Genomic DNA, 21,518 nt, shown 5'->3' with positions numbered 1-21,518 from the left:
TATAGTTTTCTATAGCTTGAAAAGATATTATACATCCAACTTCTTTAGTAAAAAAGATTAATATATGATTATAAAAAGGGCATATATCGATTATTACTCCTGTTTTATTTAGACTAATGTTATTTCTTTTTAATTTTAAAGAACACTAGAAAAATCTAGATTAACATCTGATGAATTCTAGCCCTTAAATTTAAACTACTATATATCTTAGCTTATTATTTAATATTGCCTTTTTTAGGTAATGTTGAAATTTTTAAAAATGAATTAACATTTAATATAGTAAAATATAATTAGTACACAGTTATATCAACCTGTGTACTAACTTATAGTTTAAATTTATATTTGTTGCTTATTTTAGCTATTTAATTTTTCTTGTCTTAACTCTTCAATCTTGTATTTTGTTATTTTTATAGTTTCTATGATTTTTAAATTTTCCTCAGTTTCATTTCCTATATCATTTATAGTGTCCCTTAATGAATCTAATGCAGAATTAAAGTAGCTTCTTAACTCTAATTCTAGATTTTCAAAAACTTCTGTTTTTATTCCTTCTAATGATTTAATTATCTCTAATTTATTTTCATGTAATTCTTTAAATCTCTTATTTTCCTTTACCTGAGACATAATGTTTAGAATCATCTCTAGTCCTGAAACTACAAATGGTATAGCCTTAACAGCTTTAGCTGCATTTCCTGCCATTTTTACCGCTTGATATGGTTTAAATTTATACCCAACTTTTCTTCCTACATTGTAAATAACTTTATGAAAGCTTTCTACAGGTATATTACCTGGAAGCTTTATTTTTCCTAACATCCCTACATTTATATTTTTCCCCTTATTTTTATCATCTATTTTATCAAATCCAATGCCATTAATATTATCCTCATATGATCTACCTTCATTGTTATATTCCATTTTAATTTTATTTGATATATTTAAGTACTCTTTTTCAAGAGATTTATAGAAATAAGATTCTTCCAGTTTAAGTTTGACTCTCTCGAGATTATTTTTAAATAAATCTTTAAATTCTAATATATTCTTCTCTATTGTTGAGTCATAGAATTCACCTATAATAGTATCTATATTATCTTCTGAAAGAGCTTTTAATTTATTCATTTCATCAGGTGAATTTATACTATTAACAGTATTTACAAAGTTATCATTAAATAAATTTGTAAGATTTCTTTTTTCCTTAGATATAGTTGTATTGCATCCTAATTTCATATTTTCAAGTATATCACAATACTTATTTGATAAAACATTATTTAATTCATTTAAACCCTCATAGTATTTATTTATTTCTATTAAATCATTTTTAACTATATCTATGTACTCATTAACTCTATCGTATATTCCAAGATAATTAGTTCCTTCATTACAATTATTTATTAAGTTATCAAATAAAGCCTCAAAATTCTCAAAGTAGCTTACTTCTTTACAATAATCTTCATTCCAAGCTTCCTTTGCCTCCTCAATATGAAGTCCATCCCCTACTGAATATGGGTCTGCACTTATTGCAACCATTGGTATATCCGTTTCTACTCCTAACTCTTTTAGTATACGTTTAACTTCGCTAAATTTTATATTACATATTTCATTATATTCCTCTTCTAATTCTATAGATCTTCCTGTTTGGTCAAGTCTATTTATTACTACTATGAATCTGTCTTCTTTATTTAAATCTTTTAATACCTTTTTTAAAATTGGTCTATGATTTTCAAGTATTAATCTATCAGCTTCACATACCCATACCACTATATCTGATTTACTCATATAGTTTTCAGTTATGCTATCATGATGACTTTGCGTTGATTTTAATCCTGGTGTATCTATTATATCTATACCGTTCCACTCAACTTTTTGTATATTTGCTGTTAATGGATTTGCATCAGTTTCTAAATTTTCACCTGTAAATCTCTTTATTATCGTAGATTTTCCTGAACTAAATGTTCCTAAAAATGATACTATAAGCTTCTTATCTTCATTTAATAATTTCTCTGCGTATTCAATTTCTTTATTTAAACCATACACAGATTTTAAATTCAATCCTTTAGTAGTGTTAACTATTATCTTACTTTTTTCTATATATTTAGTTATTTTATCTTTCATTATATTTCACCCCTAAATTCTACATTATGATTATACTTTACTTGTATTGTTGTACTAATAATATCTAACTGTCTCTTAACATTATTTTTACTTATATTAAATTCTAAGCAATTTCTGTCTTCACAATATATCATTTTATGAACTTATGTTGAACCATTTGTAACTTCACTAATTAGTTCTTTTAAATACAGCTCAGAATATTTGTTTTCTACTATGAAATATGTATCTTGATCTTGAAGTATAGAATCTATTTCATATTTTAATTTTTCTAATTGTTTTTTATCCTCAAATGATTTGCATGTTACAATAGAATAATCTCCTGATTTTCTAATTACAGATTTAATTTTTATATTTCCACTTGTTATTAAATTAATAACTTCTTGATATAATTTAGTATCTATTTTAACTTTTATATCGCTCATATCTCCTACGAATTTTTTTAATATATCAGAACCATAATCTGACGATTTATACATTTCTTCCAATGGTACACTAATCTGATTTCTTATGCTAGCTAATAATTGTTCGAATCCTGGAAAAGTATTTCCAGTACCTTTATCTGTGTAGCCACTCCAAAGTTTTTTGTATATCTCTTTCTCCATTTTAGAACACTCTTTACTAAGTCGATTTATAGCTTCACTCTTCTTTTCATTTCTTTTTCGATTATTTTCAGCTATGATATCTTTTGATTTTCCAAATATTTTAGATAAAAAACCTTTTACCGCCGCAACTATGAATCCAAATGCAATATTTATAAATGCTGCTATACCTTCTGCTATTATTCCTATAAATTCAAACGCAAGTACCATATTTCTTTTAAACTTGTTCTTCTTGAATTCTTCTAAAGCTGTCTTTATTAAATCACTTATATCTTCTATATTTATAAATCCTTTAAGTTCTAGATTCATAGATTTTTCAAGATCTATTAATTTTTCTTCAAGTCGTTCTTGAACTTCTTCTGATATTTTAGGAATTACTTCGTTTGCAAGTTTGCAATTAAAATCATCACATAACTTTCTTAGATGATTGTCTATATTCTTATCATTATCTGCAAATGCTTTATCTATAACTCGGATACCTTCACTTTTAAAATTTTCAATGCAGTCTAAGTTAGTGCTAATAATATTTCTAATTTCTAATCCCTTTTTTCCATAGTCTTGTCCTCTTCCAAATTGCTCTATAATATCATCAAGTCTTTTTTTCAAAAATACTTTACTTTCATAAAAAGAATTTTTATTTTTATTAGATTCTTCTATAGCATTATCTAAGTAAATTGATAGTGATTCGTATATGTTTTTTGTTTTCAATATATTTGAATCATTTATTATGATATTATTTATTTCTAATTCTAGTTCTCTAAAGTTACTATAATCTAACATATCTTGCTTGTTCTGATATTTTTTCATTTTGATATCTCTGCTTTTTATTAAATCTTGTCTTGATTCATCAATTTTAGTTTCTTTTCCAAAAAACGCAAGTTGAGCATTTATAGGTATAACTTTAAATCTTTTTAATTTAAGGTAATTTTCTAGTATATTTGTTGAGTAATTAACTACATTTTGTATTGGTTGAAATTCTTTTATATTACTTATTTTCGGTGGATCATTTTTGGAATTTATAACTAAAATAAATGGTAAATTATTTTCTTTGACCCATTGTGCAATCTTTTTAACTTCCGCAACTTCTGGAGGTTTATTTGCACAAACGAAAATAGCTAAATCAGTCTTTTTTATCTCTTCTTTAGCTAGTATCTCAAACTCTTCTCCACCTTCAAATCCAGGAGTATCTAATATTCTTAATCTACCGAAATCAGATGAAGTTACAGATTTAGTAGTATTTTGTTTGCCTATACCTATAGTTGTGCCATTGTTATTTTGTGTAAATGCTTCTATTATTGTACTTTTTCCTGCGTTAGTTATACCAAAAAATGATATTGTGAAATATTCTATATTTTCTTCTTTAGCTTTTTTTATAGAAATTATATCTGATTGAAACTTGTCATTTAATTTATCAATTATCTGAGCGAATTCATTAATATTTTTCCTAATATCATTTTGTTCTTTAGCTATATTTTCTTTATTATATTTAGACTCTTTTTTTAATTTATCTATTTCAGTTGTAATATTATCAAATGATGTTTGTATTATTTCTATATTAGTATTAAAATCTTGCATAAAAACTATATTATTTTTATAAGATTTATCTAATGCTTTTTTAATTTCTAAATTCACCTAATATCCTCCATATTTTATAAATAAGTTTTACTATATAAAAAGCTAATTCTTATTATATATTTGATTTGTTAGTTTACTATTTCATTTCTTAATATACCCTATTATATAATATTTTTTTCGAATTTTTTGTCGTATTTTGTGTTAATTTATATAGAAAAGATTTAAGAAATTTATTGAGTATTAAAAATGTATAAGATAGTTAACTGTATAAAGATCTGAAACTTATAGATAAGATATTGTAAATCAAATAAATATAGCTAGATGTGTACTCTTATCAACATCTCTCAAAAATAAAAATAAAAGTAACATGTCTGAAAGAGATGATACTTTTATTTAGTATTTCTTATATTGTAATTCCTTTAGATAAACTAAGTTCTTAGTACTTATGAATGAAGCTTGTGGCCGATTGTTCTTTATCGGGCGTTGCAAAATGAATATGTACGTTAAACACTATCAACTATTTAACCTAGGTACCCTAGCTTATTATAGTATGTATGAACGTTAGTTCCAGGTGCTCTTTCCTTGACTATAAGTGAAGGAATACTATTATAAGCTGATTAAGAAATAACCTATATAAACTCAAATAAAAACCATTGTATTAATATAATTAAATTTAAACTATATACATATCAATGGTTAATCATCTTCTATAATTTTTTAAATATGATTTGTTTCTTGCAATCCTATTCTTATTAATTCATACATTGCCTGTGCAAAGCTACTTATATCGTTAACTTCTTTATAATCCTCTATTTTCTCTATAAGCTCACAAGGCATTGTAAAACCTTTCTTTTGATTTATACTTTTTTTCTCCATATAATCACCTTTTATCAATATGTAAATTTTTATATAATTTAAATCCTATACCGTTTTAGTTTCATATTTACCATTTTCATAAGCTTCCTTATATTTATCAAAAGTACTCTTTCTGCCTACTTTTCTTTTAACATCCCTTTTTTCTGAGTTATCAATTACAGGTATAAATCCAAAGGCACTTACTAAAGCTTCTTCTCTTATAAGCCAAGTCTTACCAAATTTTTTTACATCTATATTCTCAATAAACTTTTTACCTATGTTATATCTTAAAGTAGATTGATCTATATTATACATGCTAGTTACATCTGCAAAAGTATATAAACCTTCAAAAGAACTCATAAAATCACTCCTTTAATTTTCATTCATATCGTGATTATTTCCTTATATCCTTATTTTATACATCTATATAATGATTTTTTATTCTAAGGAATCAAGACTCTACTCCTACATAGTTTTCAAAGATAATTTAATAAATTTATTTAACTTGTTTTTTCAACTTGCTTTCTGTCTTCTATATTTCACTCATTCTATAATTAATTTAATTCAATGAAAGGAGGTAGATAAAATGGCTGTAGAAATAAACAATCTTTCTTCTCTAAAGATAAAGTTATCTTTAGGACTTGATGGTGATGGTAAGTCTATAACTAGATCTAAGACATTTAGTGCCTTAAAGCACGATGCATTAGCTGATGATGTTTTAGCTGTTGCAAATGCTTTTGTTGGTCTTCAACCACATGATTTAATGGATGTTGTAAAGCAAGATGACACATCTATATCTGAGTAGTAATCTTAAAATTTTGAGATAGGAGGTGATTTTTATGGTTAAAACTAGATTAGTTATGACTTTTGTTGATGCCTTAGGGCAGAATATATCTATGTCTTTAGATGATCCTAGAGCTGATATAACTCAAGGTGAAATAACTGCAGCTATGAATTTAATAGTTGCAAAGAATGTGTTTAAGCCCAAAGGTGCTGATTTGGTAGGAATTGTAGAAGCTAAGATAATAGCTACTGATACTACTGAGTTTGAATTAGCATAGTAAGGTAGGAGCCCTTTTATAAGGGCTTTTTTAGTACAATAAAAAGGAGGTAAATAAAATGGACTACATAAGAACTCTTATAGCTGATGTAGGGTTTCCTATTGCTGTATCAATGTATCTTTTGGTGCGAATAGAACAAAAGCTTCAAGTGCTATCTGATAGTATTAATGACTTATCCAATAATATTTCATCTTTTAAATAACTAGAACTTTATTTAAATTATATTTATGTATAAAAATTAAGAGTAAGTGTGCATTGTGCTCTCGCCCTTTTGATGAGTTTATGTGTACACTCTATTTTCTCATATATGGGTATAATGGTTATTAAACTAGAGGTTTTCCCACTATGGGCAAACCTCTAACTTAAAATATGTCATACTATTAATATCTACTCCATCTTTTTTATATCTTCCAAACCCCCAACAATCATCTCTATCCATAATTACATTAAATACAATAAGTCCAAAGAACTTCCCTGCAGCTTTATCATTATTGTTGCAAGCATCATGTATAGGTTTAAATATTCCTGTCCAATCTGACCCTACTGGTATCCAACCAGCTGTATGAATCTCATTCCCATCTATTCTATTATTAAGCTCATCTGCAATCTTATTATAATCACAATTATTTATACTAGCTCTCCATTTTATAAATTCCTGTTTATGAGGTATTCTTTTTACATATTCTCCCTTATCAACTGAATATAACATTTTAATTCGCCCCTTTTTCTGCTATTTTAAATAATTTAATATACCTATAGCTGCACTTACCCTTATCTCTTCATTTTCAGATTCAAGTGCTTTCTTTAATATTTCTATTGCTTTATTCGCGATTTCTTTATCTATAGTTATATTTGTATCTAAAGAAGTACTCCTATTTAATACAACTTCTAATTCTGCTACATCATAAGGATGTTTAAATTTTGTGACTATACTCCTATTTCTAAGTAACTCTTTCACATGTTCATTCAATTTATACTTTTCTACTTTATCTATCCACTTAACATATCGCCTATGACACATTCCTTCACTTTCATATTGAGGTTCATATTTATACTCTCCAAGCTGTCCAATGTGAACCCAATCATTATCTGCTACAAGTACTATATCCCCTTCTTCCATAGTATTAACAAAAGCACTAACAACTCCAAGATGATTTCCTAATTGACTACTTTCCCATTTATACTCTTTATGAAGTCGCTCTCTTATTTCATCTTTATTTACATTTAAAAGATTCCCAACACCAGGATACCCTATGCAAACAAATCCTTCAGAAAGAAACATATCTTTCCTTTCAATCCCATGAGGCTGAGTCTTAATTTGAAAAATATTCATTAACAATACCCTCCTTGTCTGTAACACTACTTTACAGTTTTATTAGTCTAATAATATCATCTTTATTTCCCCTTGTCAACCGTATCTATGTGTTACAGTTTTTACAGTTTTTAAATTATATTTTATGCCATATAATAGTTTTAAAAATAATTTATTAACTTATTTAAAATACTTTATTTTTAATAATATTTATAATATAACCATATTAATATCAGGGAGGTTTATTTATGAAATGGTATTTGGACTTTGGTCATGGTGGTAAAGATCCAGGAGCAGTTGGAAGTAATGACACTAAGGAAAGTGATGTTGTTTTGAGAATAGGTATGTTAGTAAAGAAAAATCTAGAAGAAGCTTTTGAAAAGGTAGTAACTACTCGTGAGGATGATAAGTTCTACTCGTTGGATTATAGAAGTAATAAGGCTAATACAGAAAACTGCGATTACTTTATAAGTTTACATATGAACTCTTTTAAAAATAAAGAAGCTAAAGGTACTGAAGTTTGGGTGTATACCTTAGATAGTAAATTAACTGCTTTAGCTAAAAATCTTTGTTTTAATTTATCTAAAACCTTAAATACTCCCAATCGAGGTGTAAAAGTTTCTCAAGAATTATCAGTGCTTAAAAAAACTAAGATGCCTGCTATTTTAATAGAAATAGACTTTATATCAAATAACTATATCGAAGCTTCTTGCTCCTCTAATGTATATAGACAGGAAGTAGCTAACACTATAACTTCTACTCTTCTATCTTTTGTAGATAAACCTATAGTAAAAGAAGGTCCTTTTTATAGGGTATGTATAGGTACTTTTAGTAATAAAGATAATGCTATAGAACTTAAAAATGAAGCTATTTATAAAGGCTTCAATGATACATATGTAGTAACAGAGTAATAAAAAATCCAAGGGTGAATTATTTTCACTCTTGGATTTTACTTATATTAATAAACTTTTATATTTTACACTTATTCGTATCCTAATGTAATATATGTATCAGATTTAATACTTATATTTGATTATGTCTAACTATTCCTGTTCCTTCAAACCTATATTCACACACAGGTATATTTAAACTTTTTAATTTATACTTAAATAAACTACTTAAATTATCATCACAAGTGGAAAATACTAGCTGATCTATAAATGACTCATTTTCTGTATTAGCTAATTGATACTTAATTAAATCTATAAAAGATAATATATTTAAATCATCCATTGTCTGAATAGGTTCATCCATAAGATAAAGTTTAATATTATTGTTTTTATTCAGATATGCTTTAGATAGAAATATTGATATTGCCAACGTTGATAGTTGTCCTGCACTAAGTATACTTGCAAATGATGTTTCATTTCCATCTAAATCTATGATATTTAGTTCTGCTGACTCCTTAGCTTTAGCACGCGAAAGTTTAATTTCTCTTATATTTGTATTTCTTGTTATTTTTCTATATATCTTATCTAAGGGCTCTTGTATTCGCCTTGTTTGCTCTATCTCATCATTCTTTTTAATATTATTGATTTTTTTTATTATGTTTTTATTCAAATTAGTCAGTTTTGTGTTTATTTCTTCTAGTTCAATTTGCTTATCTTTTTCTTTAGTCTCACATTCTTTAAATTTTGCTAATATCATATTTTTTTCTATCTGATTAATAAAAGATTTACATATTAGAATTCTTTTATCAATATTAACTTTATCTTCCTGAAAATAATCTACTATATGTATATCATCATTTAATGCTAAATTAAATTTATGTATTATTTCTTTAGTCAAGTTAATCTTTTCGGTCAAACTTAATTTATAGTATTCATCATGATTTAATTTATATTTAAAATCATTTAAAAACTCATAATCTATAGTTTGTAAATAATTTAATATATCATAATTGTCTATATCTGTATTTGAATTTAATTCATTTTCCAATATATATTTTTTAATATCTCTAATGGTAAATTCAGTATATTCTATATCTAAGCTTTTAATTAGACTCTCAATTCTATCAATAATTTCTTTATACTTTAACTTATTATTCAAAATAACCATATACTTTTCTATATCAATTGTTATTTTGTCTTTGACCTGTTGAAATTTGCCTTGTTTATCACTGCTTAGAACTTTTATTTCTTCAACAATTTTTTGTCTTTTAAAATCATTTTGACCTAACGCTTCTTTTGCTATATATCCAATTTCTGAATTTTTAAAGGTTTCTTTATTTCCACATATAGGACAATTTTCATTGGTATCTCGATAGTCTTTTAGTTCATTGGTATGATCTACTATATACCTTAAAACTTTTACTGTTGGATTACTTTCGTTATATATTTCAATATTTTTATCTAACAATTCTAACTGATTATTTATCTGATTTAATATATCAAACTCTTGATTCCACTTATTTAAATTTAGATTAATAAATTTATCTTTATAAATTATATGATCTTGTATTTTTTTATAATCAGTTGTTAATTTTACAAAATTATTAATACTTTCAAGTTCTCTTATTTCTTGTTCTATATTATCAAAGCTTTCTTTTCTAAGTTCTTTATAAATATTTTCATTTTCATCTAATTCTTTTAATAATTTTTTATAGTTATTAAGTTTATTTTCTTTATTGATCGATTCTAGGTTCTTCTGTAAATCTCCTATTACATCTAGATTTCTGATATTTTCTAATATTTTTATCTGGTTTTGTATCTCGTCTTTATTTAATTTCTTCAAATCATCTTCAATCAATATTATTTCACTATCAAAAATTTTATTTTCAGGATAATCTTTTGATGTATTTGTTAAATTATGTTCATTATTTAAGTCCTCATATATTATTTTTGCCTCTGTTATCTTCTTCTTCTCTTGTTCTACTAATTTGACCTTTTTTTCTAAATCATCTTTTATAACTTCCAAATTATTAATTATATTTTTAATATTATATGAGTCATTATATAAATGTGAAAATATTTCATATATATCTTTTCTTCCTTTGTTATATAAGTCTATATTCTTATCATAAGAACATAAATTATCATTATTAAATCTTGTTAACTTATCTTTTAATTTATCTTTAGTAGGTTCGTCATCACATTCTATATAAAGTTCACTGTTATAGCCATTTAAACTACTTGATTCTTTTTCTTCACCGTCAAAAACTCTTTTAATAGTTACATCTTTTCCTAAATAACTTGCATGTATAAGTACCTCTACTTCATCATCTTTAGAATTTATATTTTTTATTAATCCTTTATTATTGTTAATATTATCTTTATCTGAGCTATTACTCCTTTCTTGAAACGAATCATATAGCCTTCTTATTTTTCCTGTTAATCCCCATTCAATTGCATCTATTAAAGACGTTTTTCCATATCCATTAGCTCCCGTTAGCAGTATAAATTTAGGTATTTCGTCATTCGTAATAAATTTAAATTTTGTAGTATTAATATACCCTCTAAAATTAGTTACCTCTATATCTTTTATAAAAAACTCTTTATGTTCATTATTATTTTGTATTTTATTCATAAAATTCCCCCGTTTTAACTGTTCAATAAGCTTACTAATATATTTTCTATATCTTCTTGATTTATTTCATCTTTTATCAGTTGATTAAATATATCCTCTGACTTTATTACATCTTTTAAATTTTTCTCTATAGTACTTTCTTTCATATGAGAACTCTCACTTACCTCTATATCTACAAATGGAAGTATATATATATTATCTTCATTGCTTATATCTATAAAAATCTTTTTGCATATCTGAGAATTCTTTTCATATTTTTCTACATATTTTCTAAAATTGCTATCTACATCTGACTCACTATATAAAATTATTAGATTTATATTATACTTTAGATAATAATTATCTGTAAAATTTTCAAACCATAATATTTCTTCTTGATATTTCTCTATTCTTTGTTCAAAGGTTTCATTAGAATCATACTCAACAACAATATAAACTTCTGTAGAACTTTCATTTATATAAACATTATCAAACTCTAATTTTTCTTTATTCACATATAAATCTTGCTTTATAAATCTATATTTTAAAAACAGGTCATCTACCTTTTTTATCTCCACAAGTTACACACCTTTCATTAAATATATGTTCTATACATGTATAATTAGTTACTTCATCTATGTTTAGACAATCCATACATTCTATATAAAAATAATTATCCTTTGGATTAGTAATATAGGGAACATTATTATTCTGTTCTATTTCTGTTATATATGTACTGTATAAATTTTTCTTGCTATATCCATTAGTCTTTTTTTCTATATTGTTAAAATACCATACTTTAGGTTTTGAATATTGTTCAGGAAGTTTATTTATTCTATTTATAATAGATTTATATGTGTTTTTCGTTCTACCTACCATACTATTAGGCAAAAATATAGATTTTATTCCTAAACTATTATTATTAAATATCCATAATACCTCATCAATTTTAAACCAATCATCTAAATTTATTTCATTATTTTTAGTAATTCTATCCCAGCACATAACTTTTAATATTCTTTGACATAAATTTATAATTCTGTCCTTACTTCCATTTATTTGACTATATTCGTCTATAGGTGATAAACCTAAATATTCTTGCCTACTCATAAAATCATTATTTGATATTGTATTTAAAAACGAATATCTAATCCCCTTATCACTTAACTTCTCTTGCATAAATTTGAGTAATAAATCTAGCAACCTATTTATTTCGCCTAGTGTTTCTTCTCTTTCTGATATATCTTCTATCTCATCTTCTAATCCATCTTCTATTATTTTTAAAGTTTCTTTAAAATAATCTATTAGTAAATTATCTATAAGAATATCAATAGAAATTCCACTCGTATTTATTTGTTTTATATAGTCTATGATGTCATTTAATTTTATAGGTTTTCTTTCTTCTTTATCCTTTTTAGATTGCCATTCATTTATTATAAAATTTACCCCTAATGAATATAGCATATCTTTCTTTCCTATTTTTTCACTCAATGAATAATTATCATCTAAAATAAACCCATACTTTTCTATTAAAATATCTTTGATATTAATTATTAGGGTTTGTCTCTCAGGTACTTTTTTAACAATTAATATATTATTAATAAACTTATCCAGGATTTCATCTGAGTGAATAGCGTTAATTAAATAATTAATTCTTTTTTCTAAATTTTTGCCCTTTAAATTGTTATATAATTCTCCTAAATCTAAATCTACAGCTATCAAATCTTCAAATTTTTTGCCATCTTTTTTACTATCTTCTATCCACTTTTTAAGTTTTTCTTCTTCTTTTTTTACTATAGAATTTAATATTTTTTTTAATCTTTTAGTACTTGTATTATTTTTTAATTCATTCCCTATATTATAATATAACAAAGCGCACTTTAAATTAAATTTAGGACAACCTAGTGTATACGACTTTAAATACATATAATACAATGTTCTTAAAGCGTCTTTATTTTGGTCATTAGAAAAACTATCACTTTTAGCATGATACTTGACTTGAGCTAATCTAATATTAAGCTTGTCATCTGTTATAAATTCCTTACAGTAGTCCTCTATCATCTCAGCTTCATATATTATTTCTGTAGAAGCTTTGCTAATAGTATCAAATTCATCAAATAAGTCCTTTTCGATATTATCAGTTAACATATCATAAAACATTAAATCAAATTGATATAAGTACCCCCATATACTATAATCAGCTTTACGTGACTCCTCAAATTTATCCATTTCCTCTAATACATTCGTTCCATCTCTTAAAACTAAACTACTTGCCATATATAAACTCCCTTTTATATTAGTAATATATAAATATTAACATGTTATCTCGTAATTTTACAATATTTTACATTTTGGGAGGAGTTTACGTTCTATAAATTTACCATTAATCTATATTTCCATGTATTCTAAAGTTCAACTTAAATCCCTTAATCTCTATCAAATAATCCTTACTCATCTCAATTAGCCTACTACCCACAGCCTCATCAATTTGTAGCAGTTCATCAGCACACTTCTCACAACTCACAATCATAGCTAAATTATTTAAATATCTATAATCAATAAGTTCATACATAATATTGACATCACTTTTCGTAATACTTCCCTTGAATAAATCATCAATCAAAAGAACTCTAGCTTTCTTATATCTATTCATCAACCTATGATAACTTTCCTGGTGCATCATATTCTGTTTTATTTGTGTTATAATATCTCTGTAAGGCAGATAAACTACACCAACACACTCGCGCATTAGTTTATTTGCTATAGCAAGAGACAAGTGGGTTTTGCCCGAACCTACTTGCCCCATAAACATAATAGAATTATTCTTGGCACCTCTAGATATATTAAAACTTCTATAATATTCAATAGCTCTCTTGAAAGAATCCATAGCCTGCAAGTTAATCTGATAGTTGAAATTATCAAATGTCTTTTTTCTAAACTCCTGACTTATTCCACTAGCTTTTAAAATATTCTCAGCTTCTCTTAGTTCTCTACATTCACAAGGAGTTGCAGTATCACCATCTAATATATACTGTAAATCCTTACATTTATAACATTTATACTCCGTTGACTTCTTCAAGTAATCTTCTTGCTTCTTCAAGCTGCTCTTTTGTTGGCTTTTGATAAAGGTAATCTTCTTCATATCTGCTATCTCTGATATTGTCGTTGCTATATTCTCCATAATTATTAGTCCCCCTATTTTTTACACTTACATCATACGCTTTTAAATCTTCATAGCTTTTTATGTTTTTACTTTCCCATTGCTTTAAGATTCCATTTATATATCCTTTGTTACATCTACCATTATTAGTTGCAATTTCTATAGCTCTTTTAAATAATTTTATATCTACATAATTACTTATATCAATTAACCATTCACTAACTACTCCATTAACTAATCCTATATTTTGTTCATAAAGCTTAGCAAATTCTTTTATTTTATATTTTTGTTTTTCTTTTTCTTCTTCTTTTTCTTTTTGTTTTTCTTTTTCCCCATAGTGGTTCTCAAATTTGCTTTCACCTTCAGCACCTGTATCCATACTATATTTATAGTCTATAGATAGGGTATCTATACTGTATCCATACCTATTGCATTCTTTTATAAATAAATTTACAAAGTGTTTATTTTTTATTTCCATGAGTTCTTTTTCTATACATTTTTTCACCTTTGGACTTGTTCCCTTATTATATTTAATCCAGTTTTTAATAAATATTTCATTAGTTTCTTTATCGTAAAATATCTTTTTATATTCCTCAAATCTCATAAGTAATTTCTCAACTGTCTCTCTGTTATATCCTGTTTCCGTTTCTATAATTCTCTTAGGTAATTCATATATTCCACATTGGCTTGTCTTGCTGTTGGTCATGAGATATAAATAGAAGTATTTCTCCTCTGGTGTAAGTTCTAATACAAAACCATCTTGCCAAAAATCTATATGTATATGTCTATATACAGCCATTTTAGTTTCCCCCTGTTTAGTTGTTTTCAGCTTCTTCAATATCCATTTCTATAACATTTACTTGATCATCAACAAACAACATATCACTATCTATTTGTGATTTAACACTTTCATCAAAGTTAATTGCCTTTTGCATCTCTATACTTAGTGGAGCATATTTAAGAAGTTTCTTTATAACTGTTTTTTTAGCCATAGCATCAAATTCATTTTCCCAAGGTCCACTACCAAACCCTTTAGAATACTTCTTTGCATGAGCCATTATTTCATCTTTAGTCATAAATATAAAACTATATCCACTAGGCTCTAGGTGATAAACTGCATAATATCCTATTACATCCCCTCTATCACCTTCTAAAAGTGGCTTATGTGTAAGCTTTTGTTCTAGGCCATAATCTATATCAAATACATCGTTTTTTCTAACTTCATGGGCATATAATGTCTTTAGCTTTCCACTTCTATGTGCAAGTTCTAATAGCCCTTTGTATCCTAATTGAAATTGAACTTTGTCTACTCCCTTAACTTTGTATGGTATAAGGTATGATTGACCAAGTGGTGTGTTTGGTTCAAGTCCTAGTTGTGCTGATTGCATCATAGCTGCAATAAAACTCATAGCTTCACAGTTTTGTAATTTTGGATTGGAATTAAATGCAGTAAGTGCTACTCTTTGAAATCTCTCACTACTTAGTTGTGACGGAAGAGCTGATTGTATTTCACCTTTCATTTTTATCATAAGTTGTTTCATTGCATATGATGGTTTTATTTCTAGTGCTTGTCCTTTATCTTGTTGCTTTAAAAGTGCTTCTTTTAAACTATTCATATTATTTCTCCCCTTGATTGTATGTTTTTGGTAATCGTTATATAATTAGCATATATTTTAGTTATTAAATCCTAGGAGGTATTATCTTGAACAAATTCTTTTCCATGAATGCTAGATTTAATATATTTTCATTAGTAGGACTTATAATTATCCTCTCTAATTTTTTCATTTTGGAATCTTCACTGATTATGATAGGCCTTCTTATTGCTTGGATTCCTGATATAAGCAAAGGTGTTACCAATTATAAGAATACTGGTAAGATAAACTCTGCTTTGATTTGTAGCAGTATAGCACTTGTATGCCTAATCTATAATATTACCTTCAAAATAATTTAAAATTTATACTCTAAATACCCTTGAGGTAGTTATTTTAGTGTACTTCTCTACTATCTCTGGGTGTTCTTCTTTTAATCTTTTAGTATCTAAACTGCTTCTACTTTGACTTTTCCAAGTTATCTTTTTATCCCCTATATAAGCTATTTCATGTTCTTTCATTTCATTTTGAATATATTGCTCTATTGCTTTTTTCTCTACTTCAAGATCCTTTATAAGTGAAGTTACTTCATTATGGCGACTTAGCTTGTCCTCTTTCATAAATATTATTAAGCTTTCATCTTTAACTTCTTTATATTTTTCTTTTAAAAACTTTGAGTAATCTTCACTTCCATCAGCTTGTGGTATCTTCTCTCCTAGTATGTATTCATTCCAAAATAATTCTTCTTGTTTCATAAGTGAATCTATTACTTCTTCGTCTCTGTCTAGTTTATGTACTATAAGTTCTTCATTTCCTATTAAAGCTGCTATATAACAGTGAGTTGCTCCAGTTACAGCCATATAGTGAAAACACTGTATTTGGTAATGTATTGGTGGTTGCTCTTTCCACTCTTTTTTAGAATATGAATTTGTAACTTTACACTCTAAAAATGCTTTTTCTCCAACTATTGCTTTATCTATATTTGCTATTGAAAATGGATATTTATCACTTTTAAGTATTCCGTTTACATTTCTTACATCTTTACCACTTATTAATGAAAATTCTCTAGCAACGAAATCTTCTAGCTTTTGCCCTAGCTCCATTCTATAATTTTTTATTTCTTTAACTTCATTACTTATTTTATCTGTATATACACTAACTGCACTTTTAAATGGATTTAGTCCAACTACACTTGCTGCATCGCTTCCACCTATCCCACTTTGTCTGGCTCTTAGCCATTCTTCTTTTGTTATGTTGTTAGTATTATATATAACTTGTGAATCTAAATATTTTCTCATTTGTTTCTCCCCTTTTTATCCTTATAAAGTATATAAATTAAGTACCTAACATTCTTTAACTTCTGTTTCATCTTCACTTCTAAATCTTCTTATAGCTTCTTTAATATCTTCTTCTTTATATCTATTTCTTAGAAGTACTAGCATACATTCAACTTGTTTTCTGTTTAACTCATCCATTTTTTCAGGAGTTGTAGGTAAAACTGATGTAACTTTTTTTATCATACCCATGGCTAAAATCACCCCATAATATCCTATGAAAATTTAACTTTGTCCTGATACTACTTTTAGTGAGAAAAATGGTTTTTACGGATTTTTTCTAAAAAGTACATCTGTCCTTTCCCTGTTATCAAAGTACTTGTGGATAATATATCTCCATCTATTGTATTTACTAACCTTTCAGATATTTTAAATAATCCTTGTTCTATGTATATCTGCTTTGGTATATTTTTTTCTTTACCAAATTTAATAAAATATCCATTGCTTCTAAACCATTCATACAATCTATTTCTACCTATATTGATATTGTTATTATTAAGAAGTTTAGCAAATTGACCTATAGTTATAGCATCTGATGTAGCTGCTATACTTTTTCCAAAGTGGGTATATGGTCTGTCTAGTGTTATTGTAGCTTCTAATTCTTCTGCTCTTTGATTTGCTAGTCTTGCTTTTTCTTTTTCTTCTTTTAAATTTATAAGAAGTTTTATCATATAATTTGGATCTTCTAGGGTTTTTTCTATTACTTTATCAGTCATATATGCTCCATTTTTTCTTATGCTAGGCAGCACTTCATCAAATATCCATCTTTCAAATTTTTGTGCACTTGGTAATTTTGATGTAATAATTAATCTGTATAAATTACCTTCATCTATAAATTTTTTATTTACAAATTGAATTGCATCACTTCCATCTGCTTTTTTTCCTGTTACTACCCCTACTGAACGAATGGTTACCCCGGGGTCCTTACAGTGATCTCTTATTGCTTTTTGTGGATTTAAGTATCCAAGTATGCTTGCTACTGTAGTAGCTTCAAAGTACTCTTTGTTATTTTCAATTATTACTGAAACTTCTCCAAACTCTTCATTCATAAATAATTTCATATTATTCATTATTGTTTTCCCCCTATTATTTATATAAGTTACCGATTTATTATTTTCTCTGTTGTTTTATTACCTTATTGGTAACCTGTTTTGCAAAAAAAATATCCTCTACCTTTAACCCAAACACCTTTGATATTTCAAAAGCTTCTTGTATATTAAATAGACTTTGTTGGTTTTCTTTCTTAATATAAGTAGATGTGGGCATATCTATGAGTTTTGATATATCTGATTGTGTTAATCCCCTTTGAACTCTAAGACCCTTTAATCTTCTACTATAATTCATAATATCACCTCCTTTGTAACCTTATTGGTTACTTATTGTGTTTTTATTTTATTACCTTAATGGTAACTTGTCAATGATTTTTTATAAATTTTTTATTATTTTCGGTAACAACAGTTTACTTTATGGTAACAATATATATAATTAAGTTAAAGGTGGTGAACAAATGGAAACTTTAGCAACTATATTGAAACAATTAAGACTTGAAAAAGGCTTAACTCTTGAGCAATTGGCAAAGGATTTAAATACCACTAAGGTTACTCTTTCTAGATATGAGAATTCAGTGAGAGAGCCTAAAAGCGATACTTTAAAACAATTATCAGATTACTTTGATGTGTCTATAGATTATTTATTGGGGAAAACCGAAGAGAGAAAACATATTACTGATGATGAAAAAGAAGTTCAAGTAATATTAGAAGAAACTAGAAAAAAATTAGAAAATAATGAAGGTTTAATGTTTGATGGGGAGCCAATGTCTGAAGAAGCCATAGAAAGTTTACTTCAAGCTATGGAAATAGGCTTGGCTATGGTTCAAAAGAAAATGAAGAAATAGATTTATTAGGGGGATTTTTAATGAGTATAAAAAATTTAGCACTTAGTCTTAGAAAAAAATATAAAACTAACAATCCTGTGGAGATCATACACTCAATGGACATTACTTATTTTGAATGTCCATTGAGTGAGTTTAATGGTTTTTACAATAATAGACTTAAACCTTTTATTTGTATTAGTAGTGATTTATCAGATGAAGAAAAAACTATTACTGCAGCCCATGAGCTAGGCCATGCTCTACTGCATCCTAAGTTAAATACATTATTTTTGTCTAGATATACATTGGCTGTTAAGGGAAGATACGAAAGACAGGCAAATATTTTTGCTGCTGAACTTTTATTAGATGATAATATTTTTGAAAAATATTATGGTCATACTATGGAATATATAGCTAAATGCGAAGGTGTATCTCATGAACTCATTGAATACAAATTTAATAATTTATAGGACTTATTTTTTTGTCCTTGTGTCGAACATACATTCGTTTCTATATAGGAGGTTTATTATGAGTAGATTTAAAGCAGAAGATGGAATGTTGAATTATGAGAAAGAAGAATATATGAAGTTGGTTCATATATTAACTAAATATGGTTATTTACATGTAAGTGGTAAAAATGAAGTGCTAGAGTTAGAACAATTACGAGATCTAGTTCCAGTTATAGAAGATTTACGTAAAAAGTATGGGAGTAAATAATTACTAGTCTATTTTTAAAATCTATGTTGAAATTTAGAAACGTATAAATAGATTTTATAGAATCAGATATAATGATATATTTAATATATAGTTTAACCAGTTATTATTACATAGTTGTATAAAACTGTGTACTGATTTATGTTTTCACTATATATTAAACATAAAAATATTTATCTATTTGGAAGACATGAAGGAGAACAGAATATATGAGAACAACTGAACCGCAATACCTAAAGGTAATAATCTTGGCTATTATATTTCTAATTCATATGGGAATGTTTTATTACCTTAAATATAAAAAAGCAATGGCAAATGATAGATCAATTCATATTATAATTACTTCTATTTCTTTTTCATCAAGCGTATTCTTATTTGTCAGTGCGATGCTTAATGAATATCCTTTACTTGAGTCAATCGGAATTTTTATATTTTCCTTTATAATTTTATTTATATTTGGGAAAGCACACCATAAATCAATAACTAAGTTACGTGGAACCTTTTCAAAGAAGAAATAAATATTACAGAAAAAGGAGTGATTTTTAAACTAAAACTGCATTCTTTTTATTTGGGAAATATAGCGTCATCTATTACATCGTTTTTATATACTATGAATTAAAAGTAGGAGAACTATTTCTCTTCCTTCTCAATATATACTTAATTTCAATACTATATTAAAACATAGCCAATTAATAATACATATAATTTTAAAAAGTGATATTCCATATATTTTTATAAATTTCATTTTAGGGGTGTATATAAATTATGAAGAAATATTGTGATACATTTGATGCTTACTATACAGAAAATGAATGGTTAGAAAGAAAATGTTGTACTGAGCCAAGTGATGATTGTTTTTTTAGGTGTTGGGAAAGACCTGATGTGCCATGTGTCGATTGTAAATACAAACTAGAATGTGAAGATCTAGAAAATCAATGTGAATAGGTTTTATTTTATTATTAGGTTATGTTTTAAGTGAATATTGAAATTTAAAACATAAATAATTAAATTTAATATAGAGTTATAGTTACAGTTATATAAAACTATGTAATAATAAGCAAATTATAATTTTATAGATATCATGGGGTGAAAAATGTATTGTCCAGAATGTGAAGAAAAATATATAGACGGAAGCATGAAATGCAAAAAATGCAATGCACGATTAGTAGTAAGGTTACCTCAACAACAAAAAATACATATTCTTTGTAATGTTTTTTTCACTGTTTTAGTTATAGAATTTTTATTATATCTTTTAGGTTTAGATTTATTTATAAATCTTTATGGAAGGCAAAATGCCATTTTAATAAGAGACATATTAATGAGTCTTATCTTCTTTACAATGTTTGTTTTTGCTTCAATCGGATTGTATTTAGGGGTAGATGTCTGGGATGATGGAAAAGCGTTAAATATTGATAGTAGATTTAAAAATATAGCCATCAAAAAAATTTCACCTATTATAATTATGTTATTTTGTATATATATGCTAAATGATTCCTTTACTGATTACATATTAAGAGACTATCAGGTAATTAGAGGAACTGTTGATAATATAGTTCGTGATAAAGGTGATGATATTTTGTATATTGATGATAAAGACTTTTCATATGATAACCATATATTTACTAATATAAAGGAAGATCACGTATATACTTTTATCTATACAAAAAGAACCAGAATAATCTTAGATATAAAATAATATATTCAGTCAAGTGTTTATAAACATTATACTTTGAATCAGCTTTTAGTTCATAGTTTTTATATACTATACAGTAAACGGTGGAGAAATATTTCTTCTCCTTTAATTATATACTGAATCTTAACACTATATTTAAATATATC

The 21,518-nt window shown here is 26.3% G+C and carries 26 protein-coding genes; 10 read left to right on the top strand and 16 right to left on the bottom strand.

Annotation, left to right across the window (positions count from 1 at the left end; genetic code table 11):
- Window positions 1–354: 354 nt before the first annotated feature.
- The 4 genes from ACUSRV_RS07365 to ACUSRV_RS07350 all read right to left on the bottom strand — a co-directional run bounded on the left by ACUSRV_RS07365 (window position 355) and on the right by ACUSRV_RS07350 (window position 5,495).
- Window positions 355–2,106 (bottom strand): dynamin family protein, encoded by a 1,752-nt coding sequence (locus ACUSRV_RS07365; protein ID WP_490141286.1) that lies wholly within the window; start codon window positions 2,104–2,106, stop codon window positions 355–357.
- 143 nt (window positions 2,107–2,249) lie between these two features.
- Complete coding sequence (locus tag ACUSRV_RS07360; protein ID WP_490141285.1) at window positions 2,250–4,337, bottom strand: GTPase; 2,088 nt, start codon at window positions 4,335–4,337, stop codon at window positions 2,250–2,252.
- A 660-nt stretch (window positions 4,338–4,997) separates the two neighbouring features.
- Complete coding sequence (locus ACUSRV_RS07355; protein ID WP_490141284.1) at window positions 4,998–5,156, bottom strand: hypothetical protein; 159 nt, start codon at window positions 5,154–5,156, stop codon at window positions 4,998–5,000.
- A gap of 45 nt (window positions 5,157–5,201) precedes the next feature.
- Complete coding sequence (locus tag ACUSRV_RS07350; protein ID WP_490141283.1) at window positions 5,202–5,495, bottom strand: helix-turn-helix domain-containing protein; 294 nt, start codon at window positions 5,493–5,495, stop codon at window positions 5,202–5,204.
- A 226-nt stretch (window positions 5,496–5,721) separates the two neighbouring features.
- Here ACUSRV_RS07350 and ACUSRV_RS07345 point away from each other — a divergent pair, with 226 nt between their 5' ends.
- Genes ACUSRV_RS07345 through ACUSRV_RS07335 form a run of 3 tightly spaced genes read left to right on the top strand, consistent with a single transcriptional unit; the run spans window position 5,722 to window position 6,398 of the window.
- Window positions 5,722–5,940, top strand: coding sequence for a DUF1659 domain-containing protein (locus ACUSRV_RS07345; protein WP_490141282.1), 219 nt, complete (start codon window positions 5,722–5,724; stop codon window positions 5,938–5,940).
- A gap of 34 nt (window positions 5,941–5,974) precedes the next feature.
- On the top strand, window positions 5,975–6,196 hold the full coding sequence (locus ACUSRV_RS07340; protein ID WP_490141281.1) for a DUF2922 domain-containing protein: 222 nt from the start codon (window positions 5,975–5,977) through the stop codon (window positions 6,194–6,196).
- A 58-nt stretch (window positions 6,197–6,254) separates the two neighbouring features.
- Complete coding sequence (locus tag ACUSRV_RS07335) at window positions 6,255–6,398, top strand: YvrJ family protein (RefSeq protein WP_490141280.1); 144 nt, start codon at window positions 6,255–6,257, stop codon at window positions 6,396–6,398.
- 141 nt (window positions 6,399–6,539) lie between these two features.
- Here the strand turns inward: ACUSRV_RS07335 and ACUSRV_RS07330 are convergent, their stop codons facing one another.
- Together ACUSRV_RS07330 and ACUSRV_RS07325 are read right to left on the bottom strand one after the other, a co-directional pair.
- Window positions 6,540–6,905: a hypothetical protein gene (locus ACUSRV_RS07330; protein ID WP_490141279.1), complete on the bottom strand. Its 366-nt coding sequence runs from the start codon at window positions 6,903–6,905 to the stop codon at window positions 6,540–6,542.
- A gap of 21 nt (window positions 6,906–6,926) precedes the next feature.
- Complete coding sequence (locus ACUSRV_RS07325; protein ID WP_490141278.1) at window positions 6,927–7,529, bottom strand: hypothetical protein; 603 nt, start codon at window positions 7,527–7,529, stop codon at window positions 6,927–6,929.
- A 227-nt stretch (window positions 7,530–7,756) separates the two neighbouring features.
- Between ACUSRV_RS07325 and ACUSRV_RS07320 the strand changes: the two genes are divergently transcribed.
- Window positions 7,757–8,419 (top strand): N-acetylmuramoyl-L-alanine amidase family protein, encoded by a 663-nt coding sequence (locus ACUSRV_RS07320; RefSeq protein WP_490141277.1) that lies wholly within the window; start codon window positions 7,757–7,759, stop codon window positions 8,417–8,419.
- Between the two features lie 112 nt (window positions 8,420–8,531).
- On the opposite strand, the gene ACUSRV_RS07315 is transcribed toward ACUSRV_RS07320, so the two are convergent.
- From ACUSRV_RS07315 to ACUSRV_RS07270, 10 genes are all read right to left on the bottom strand, one after another.
- Window positions 8,532–11,033 (bottom strand): hypothetical protein, encoded by a 2,502-nt coding sequence (locus ACUSRV_RS07315; RefSeq protein WP_490141276.1) that lies wholly within the window; start codon window positions 11,031–11,033, stop codon window positions 8,532–8,534.
- Between the two features lie 14 nt (window positions 11,034–11,047).
- Window positions 11,048–11,590 carry a hypothetical protein gene (locus ACUSRV_RS07310; RefSeq protein WP_490141275.1) on the bottom strand — a complete coding sequence of 181 codons (543 nt, stop codon included), beginning with the start codon at window positions 11,588–11,590 and terminating at the stop codon, window positions 11,048–11,050.
- On the bottom strand, window positions 11,568–13,289 hold the full coding sequence (locus tag ACUSRV_RS07305) for a hypothetical protein (protein WP_490141274.1): 1,722 nt from the start codon (window positions 13,287–13,289) through the stop codon (window positions 11,568–11,570). The genes ACUSRV_RS07310 and ACUSRV_RS07305 overlap by 23 nt, the downstream gene beginning before the upstream one ends.
- 106 nt (window positions 13,290–13,395) lie before the next feature.
- Entirely contained in the window at window positions 13,396–14,154 is a 759-nt protein-coding gene (locus ACUSRV_RS07300) for an ATP-binding protein (protein WP_490141374.1), read from the bottom strand.
- Window positions 14,069–14,971 (bottom strand): DnaD domain protein, encoded by a 903-nt coding sequence (locus ACUSRV_RS07295; RefSeq protein WP_490141273.1) that lies wholly within the window; start codon window positions 14,969–14,971, stop codon window positions 14,069–14,071. Before ACUSRV_RS07295 ends, ACUSRV_RS07300 begins: the two co-directional genes overlap by 86 nt.
- A 16-nt stretch (window positions 14,972–14,987) precedes the next feature.
- Entirely contained in the window at window positions 14,988–15,788 is an 801-nt protein-coding gene (locus ACUSRV_RS07290; RefSeq protein ID WP_490141272.1) for a recombinase RecT, read from the bottom strand.
- Window positions 15,789–16,126: 338 nt separating this feature from the next.
- The gene (locus tag ACUSRV_RS07285; protein WP_490141271.1) at window positions 16,127–17,059 is read right to left on the bottom strand and encodes a YqaJ viral recombinase family nuclease; all 933 of its coding nucleotides are present in this window, start codon (window positions 17,057–17,059) and stop codon (window positions 16,127–16,129) included.
- 45 nt (window positions 17,060–17,104) lie between these two features.
- Window positions 17,105–17,287 (bottom strand): hypothetical protein, encoded by a 183-nt coding sequence (locus ACUSRV_RS07280; protein ID WP_490141270.1) that lies wholly within the window; start codon window positions 17,285–17,287, stop codon window positions 17,105–17,107.
- A gap of 56 nt (window positions 17,288–17,343) precedes the next feature.
- Window positions 17,344–18,165 carry a phage antirepressor KilAC domain-containing protein gene (locus tag ACUSRV_RS07275; protein WP_490141269.1) on the bottom strand — a complete coding sequence of 274 codons (822 nt, stop codon included), beginning with the start codon at window positions 18,163–18,165 and terminating at the stop codon, window positions 17,344–17,346.
- A 40-nt stretch (window positions 18,166–18,205) separates the two neighbouring features.
- Complete coding sequence (locus ACUSRV_RS07270) at window positions 18,206–18,439, bottom strand: helix-turn-helix transcriptional regulator (RefSeq protein ID WP_490141268.1); 234 nt, start codon at window positions 18,437–18,439, stop codon at window positions 18,206–18,208.
- Window positions 18,440–18,602: 163 nt separating this feature from the next.
- Here ACUSRV_RS07270 and ACUSRV_RS07265 point away from each other — a divergent pair, with 163 nt between their 5' ends.
- The 6 genes from ACUSRV_RS07265 (at window position 18,603) to ACUSRV_RS07240 (ending at window position 21,375) form a co-directional block, all read left to right on the top strand.
- Window positions 18,603–18,989: a helix-turn-helix domain-containing protein gene (locus ACUSRV_RS07265; protein ID WP_490141267.1), complete on the top strand. Its 387-nt coding sequence runs from the start codon at window positions 18,603–18,605 to the stop codon at window positions 18,987–18,989.
- A gap of 20 nt (window positions 18,990–19,009) precedes the next feature.
- Window positions 19,010–19,435, top strand: coding sequence for an ImmA/IrrE family metallo-endopeptidase (locus ACUSRV_RS07260; protein ID WP_490141266.1), 426 nt, complete (start codon window positions 19,010–19,012; stop codon window positions 19,433–19,435).
- A gap of 58 nt (window positions 19,436–19,493) precedes the next feature.
- The gene (locus ACUSRV_RS07255; RefSeq protein ID WP_490141265.1) at window positions 19,494–19,682 is read left to right on the top strand and encodes a hypothetical protein; all 189 of its coding nucleotides are present in this window, start codon (window positions 19,494–19,496) and stop codon (window positions 19,680–19,682) included.
- A gap of 206 nt (window positions 19,683–19,888) precedes the next feature.
- Window positions 19,889–20,197 (top strand): hypothetical protein, encoded by a 309-nt coding sequence (locus ACUSRV_RS07250; protein ID WP_490141264.1) that lies wholly within the window; start codon window positions 19,889–19,891, stop codon window positions 20,195–20,197.
- A gap of 247 nt (window positions 20,198–20,444) precedes the next feature.
- Complete coding sequence (locus ACUSRV_RS07245) at window positions 20,445–20,624, top strand: hypothetical protein (RefSeq protein ID WP_490141263.1); 180 nt, start codon at window positions 20,445–20,447, stop codon at window positions 20,622–20,624.
- 148 nt (window positions 20,625–20,772) lie between these two features.
- Window positions 20,773–21,375, top strand: coding sequence for a hypothetical protein (locus ACUSRV_RS07240; protein ID WP_490141262.1), 603 nt, complete (start codon window positions 20,773–20,775; stop codon window positions 21,373–21,375).
- The last annotated feature ends 143 nt before the right edge of the window (window positions 21,376–21,518 follow it).

It is taken from the genome of Sporacetigenium sp. TC11 (assembly GCF_058146105.1).
Note: the sequence above shows the minus strand (reverse complement) of the source record. Positions and strands in the feature narration are given on the sequence as shown.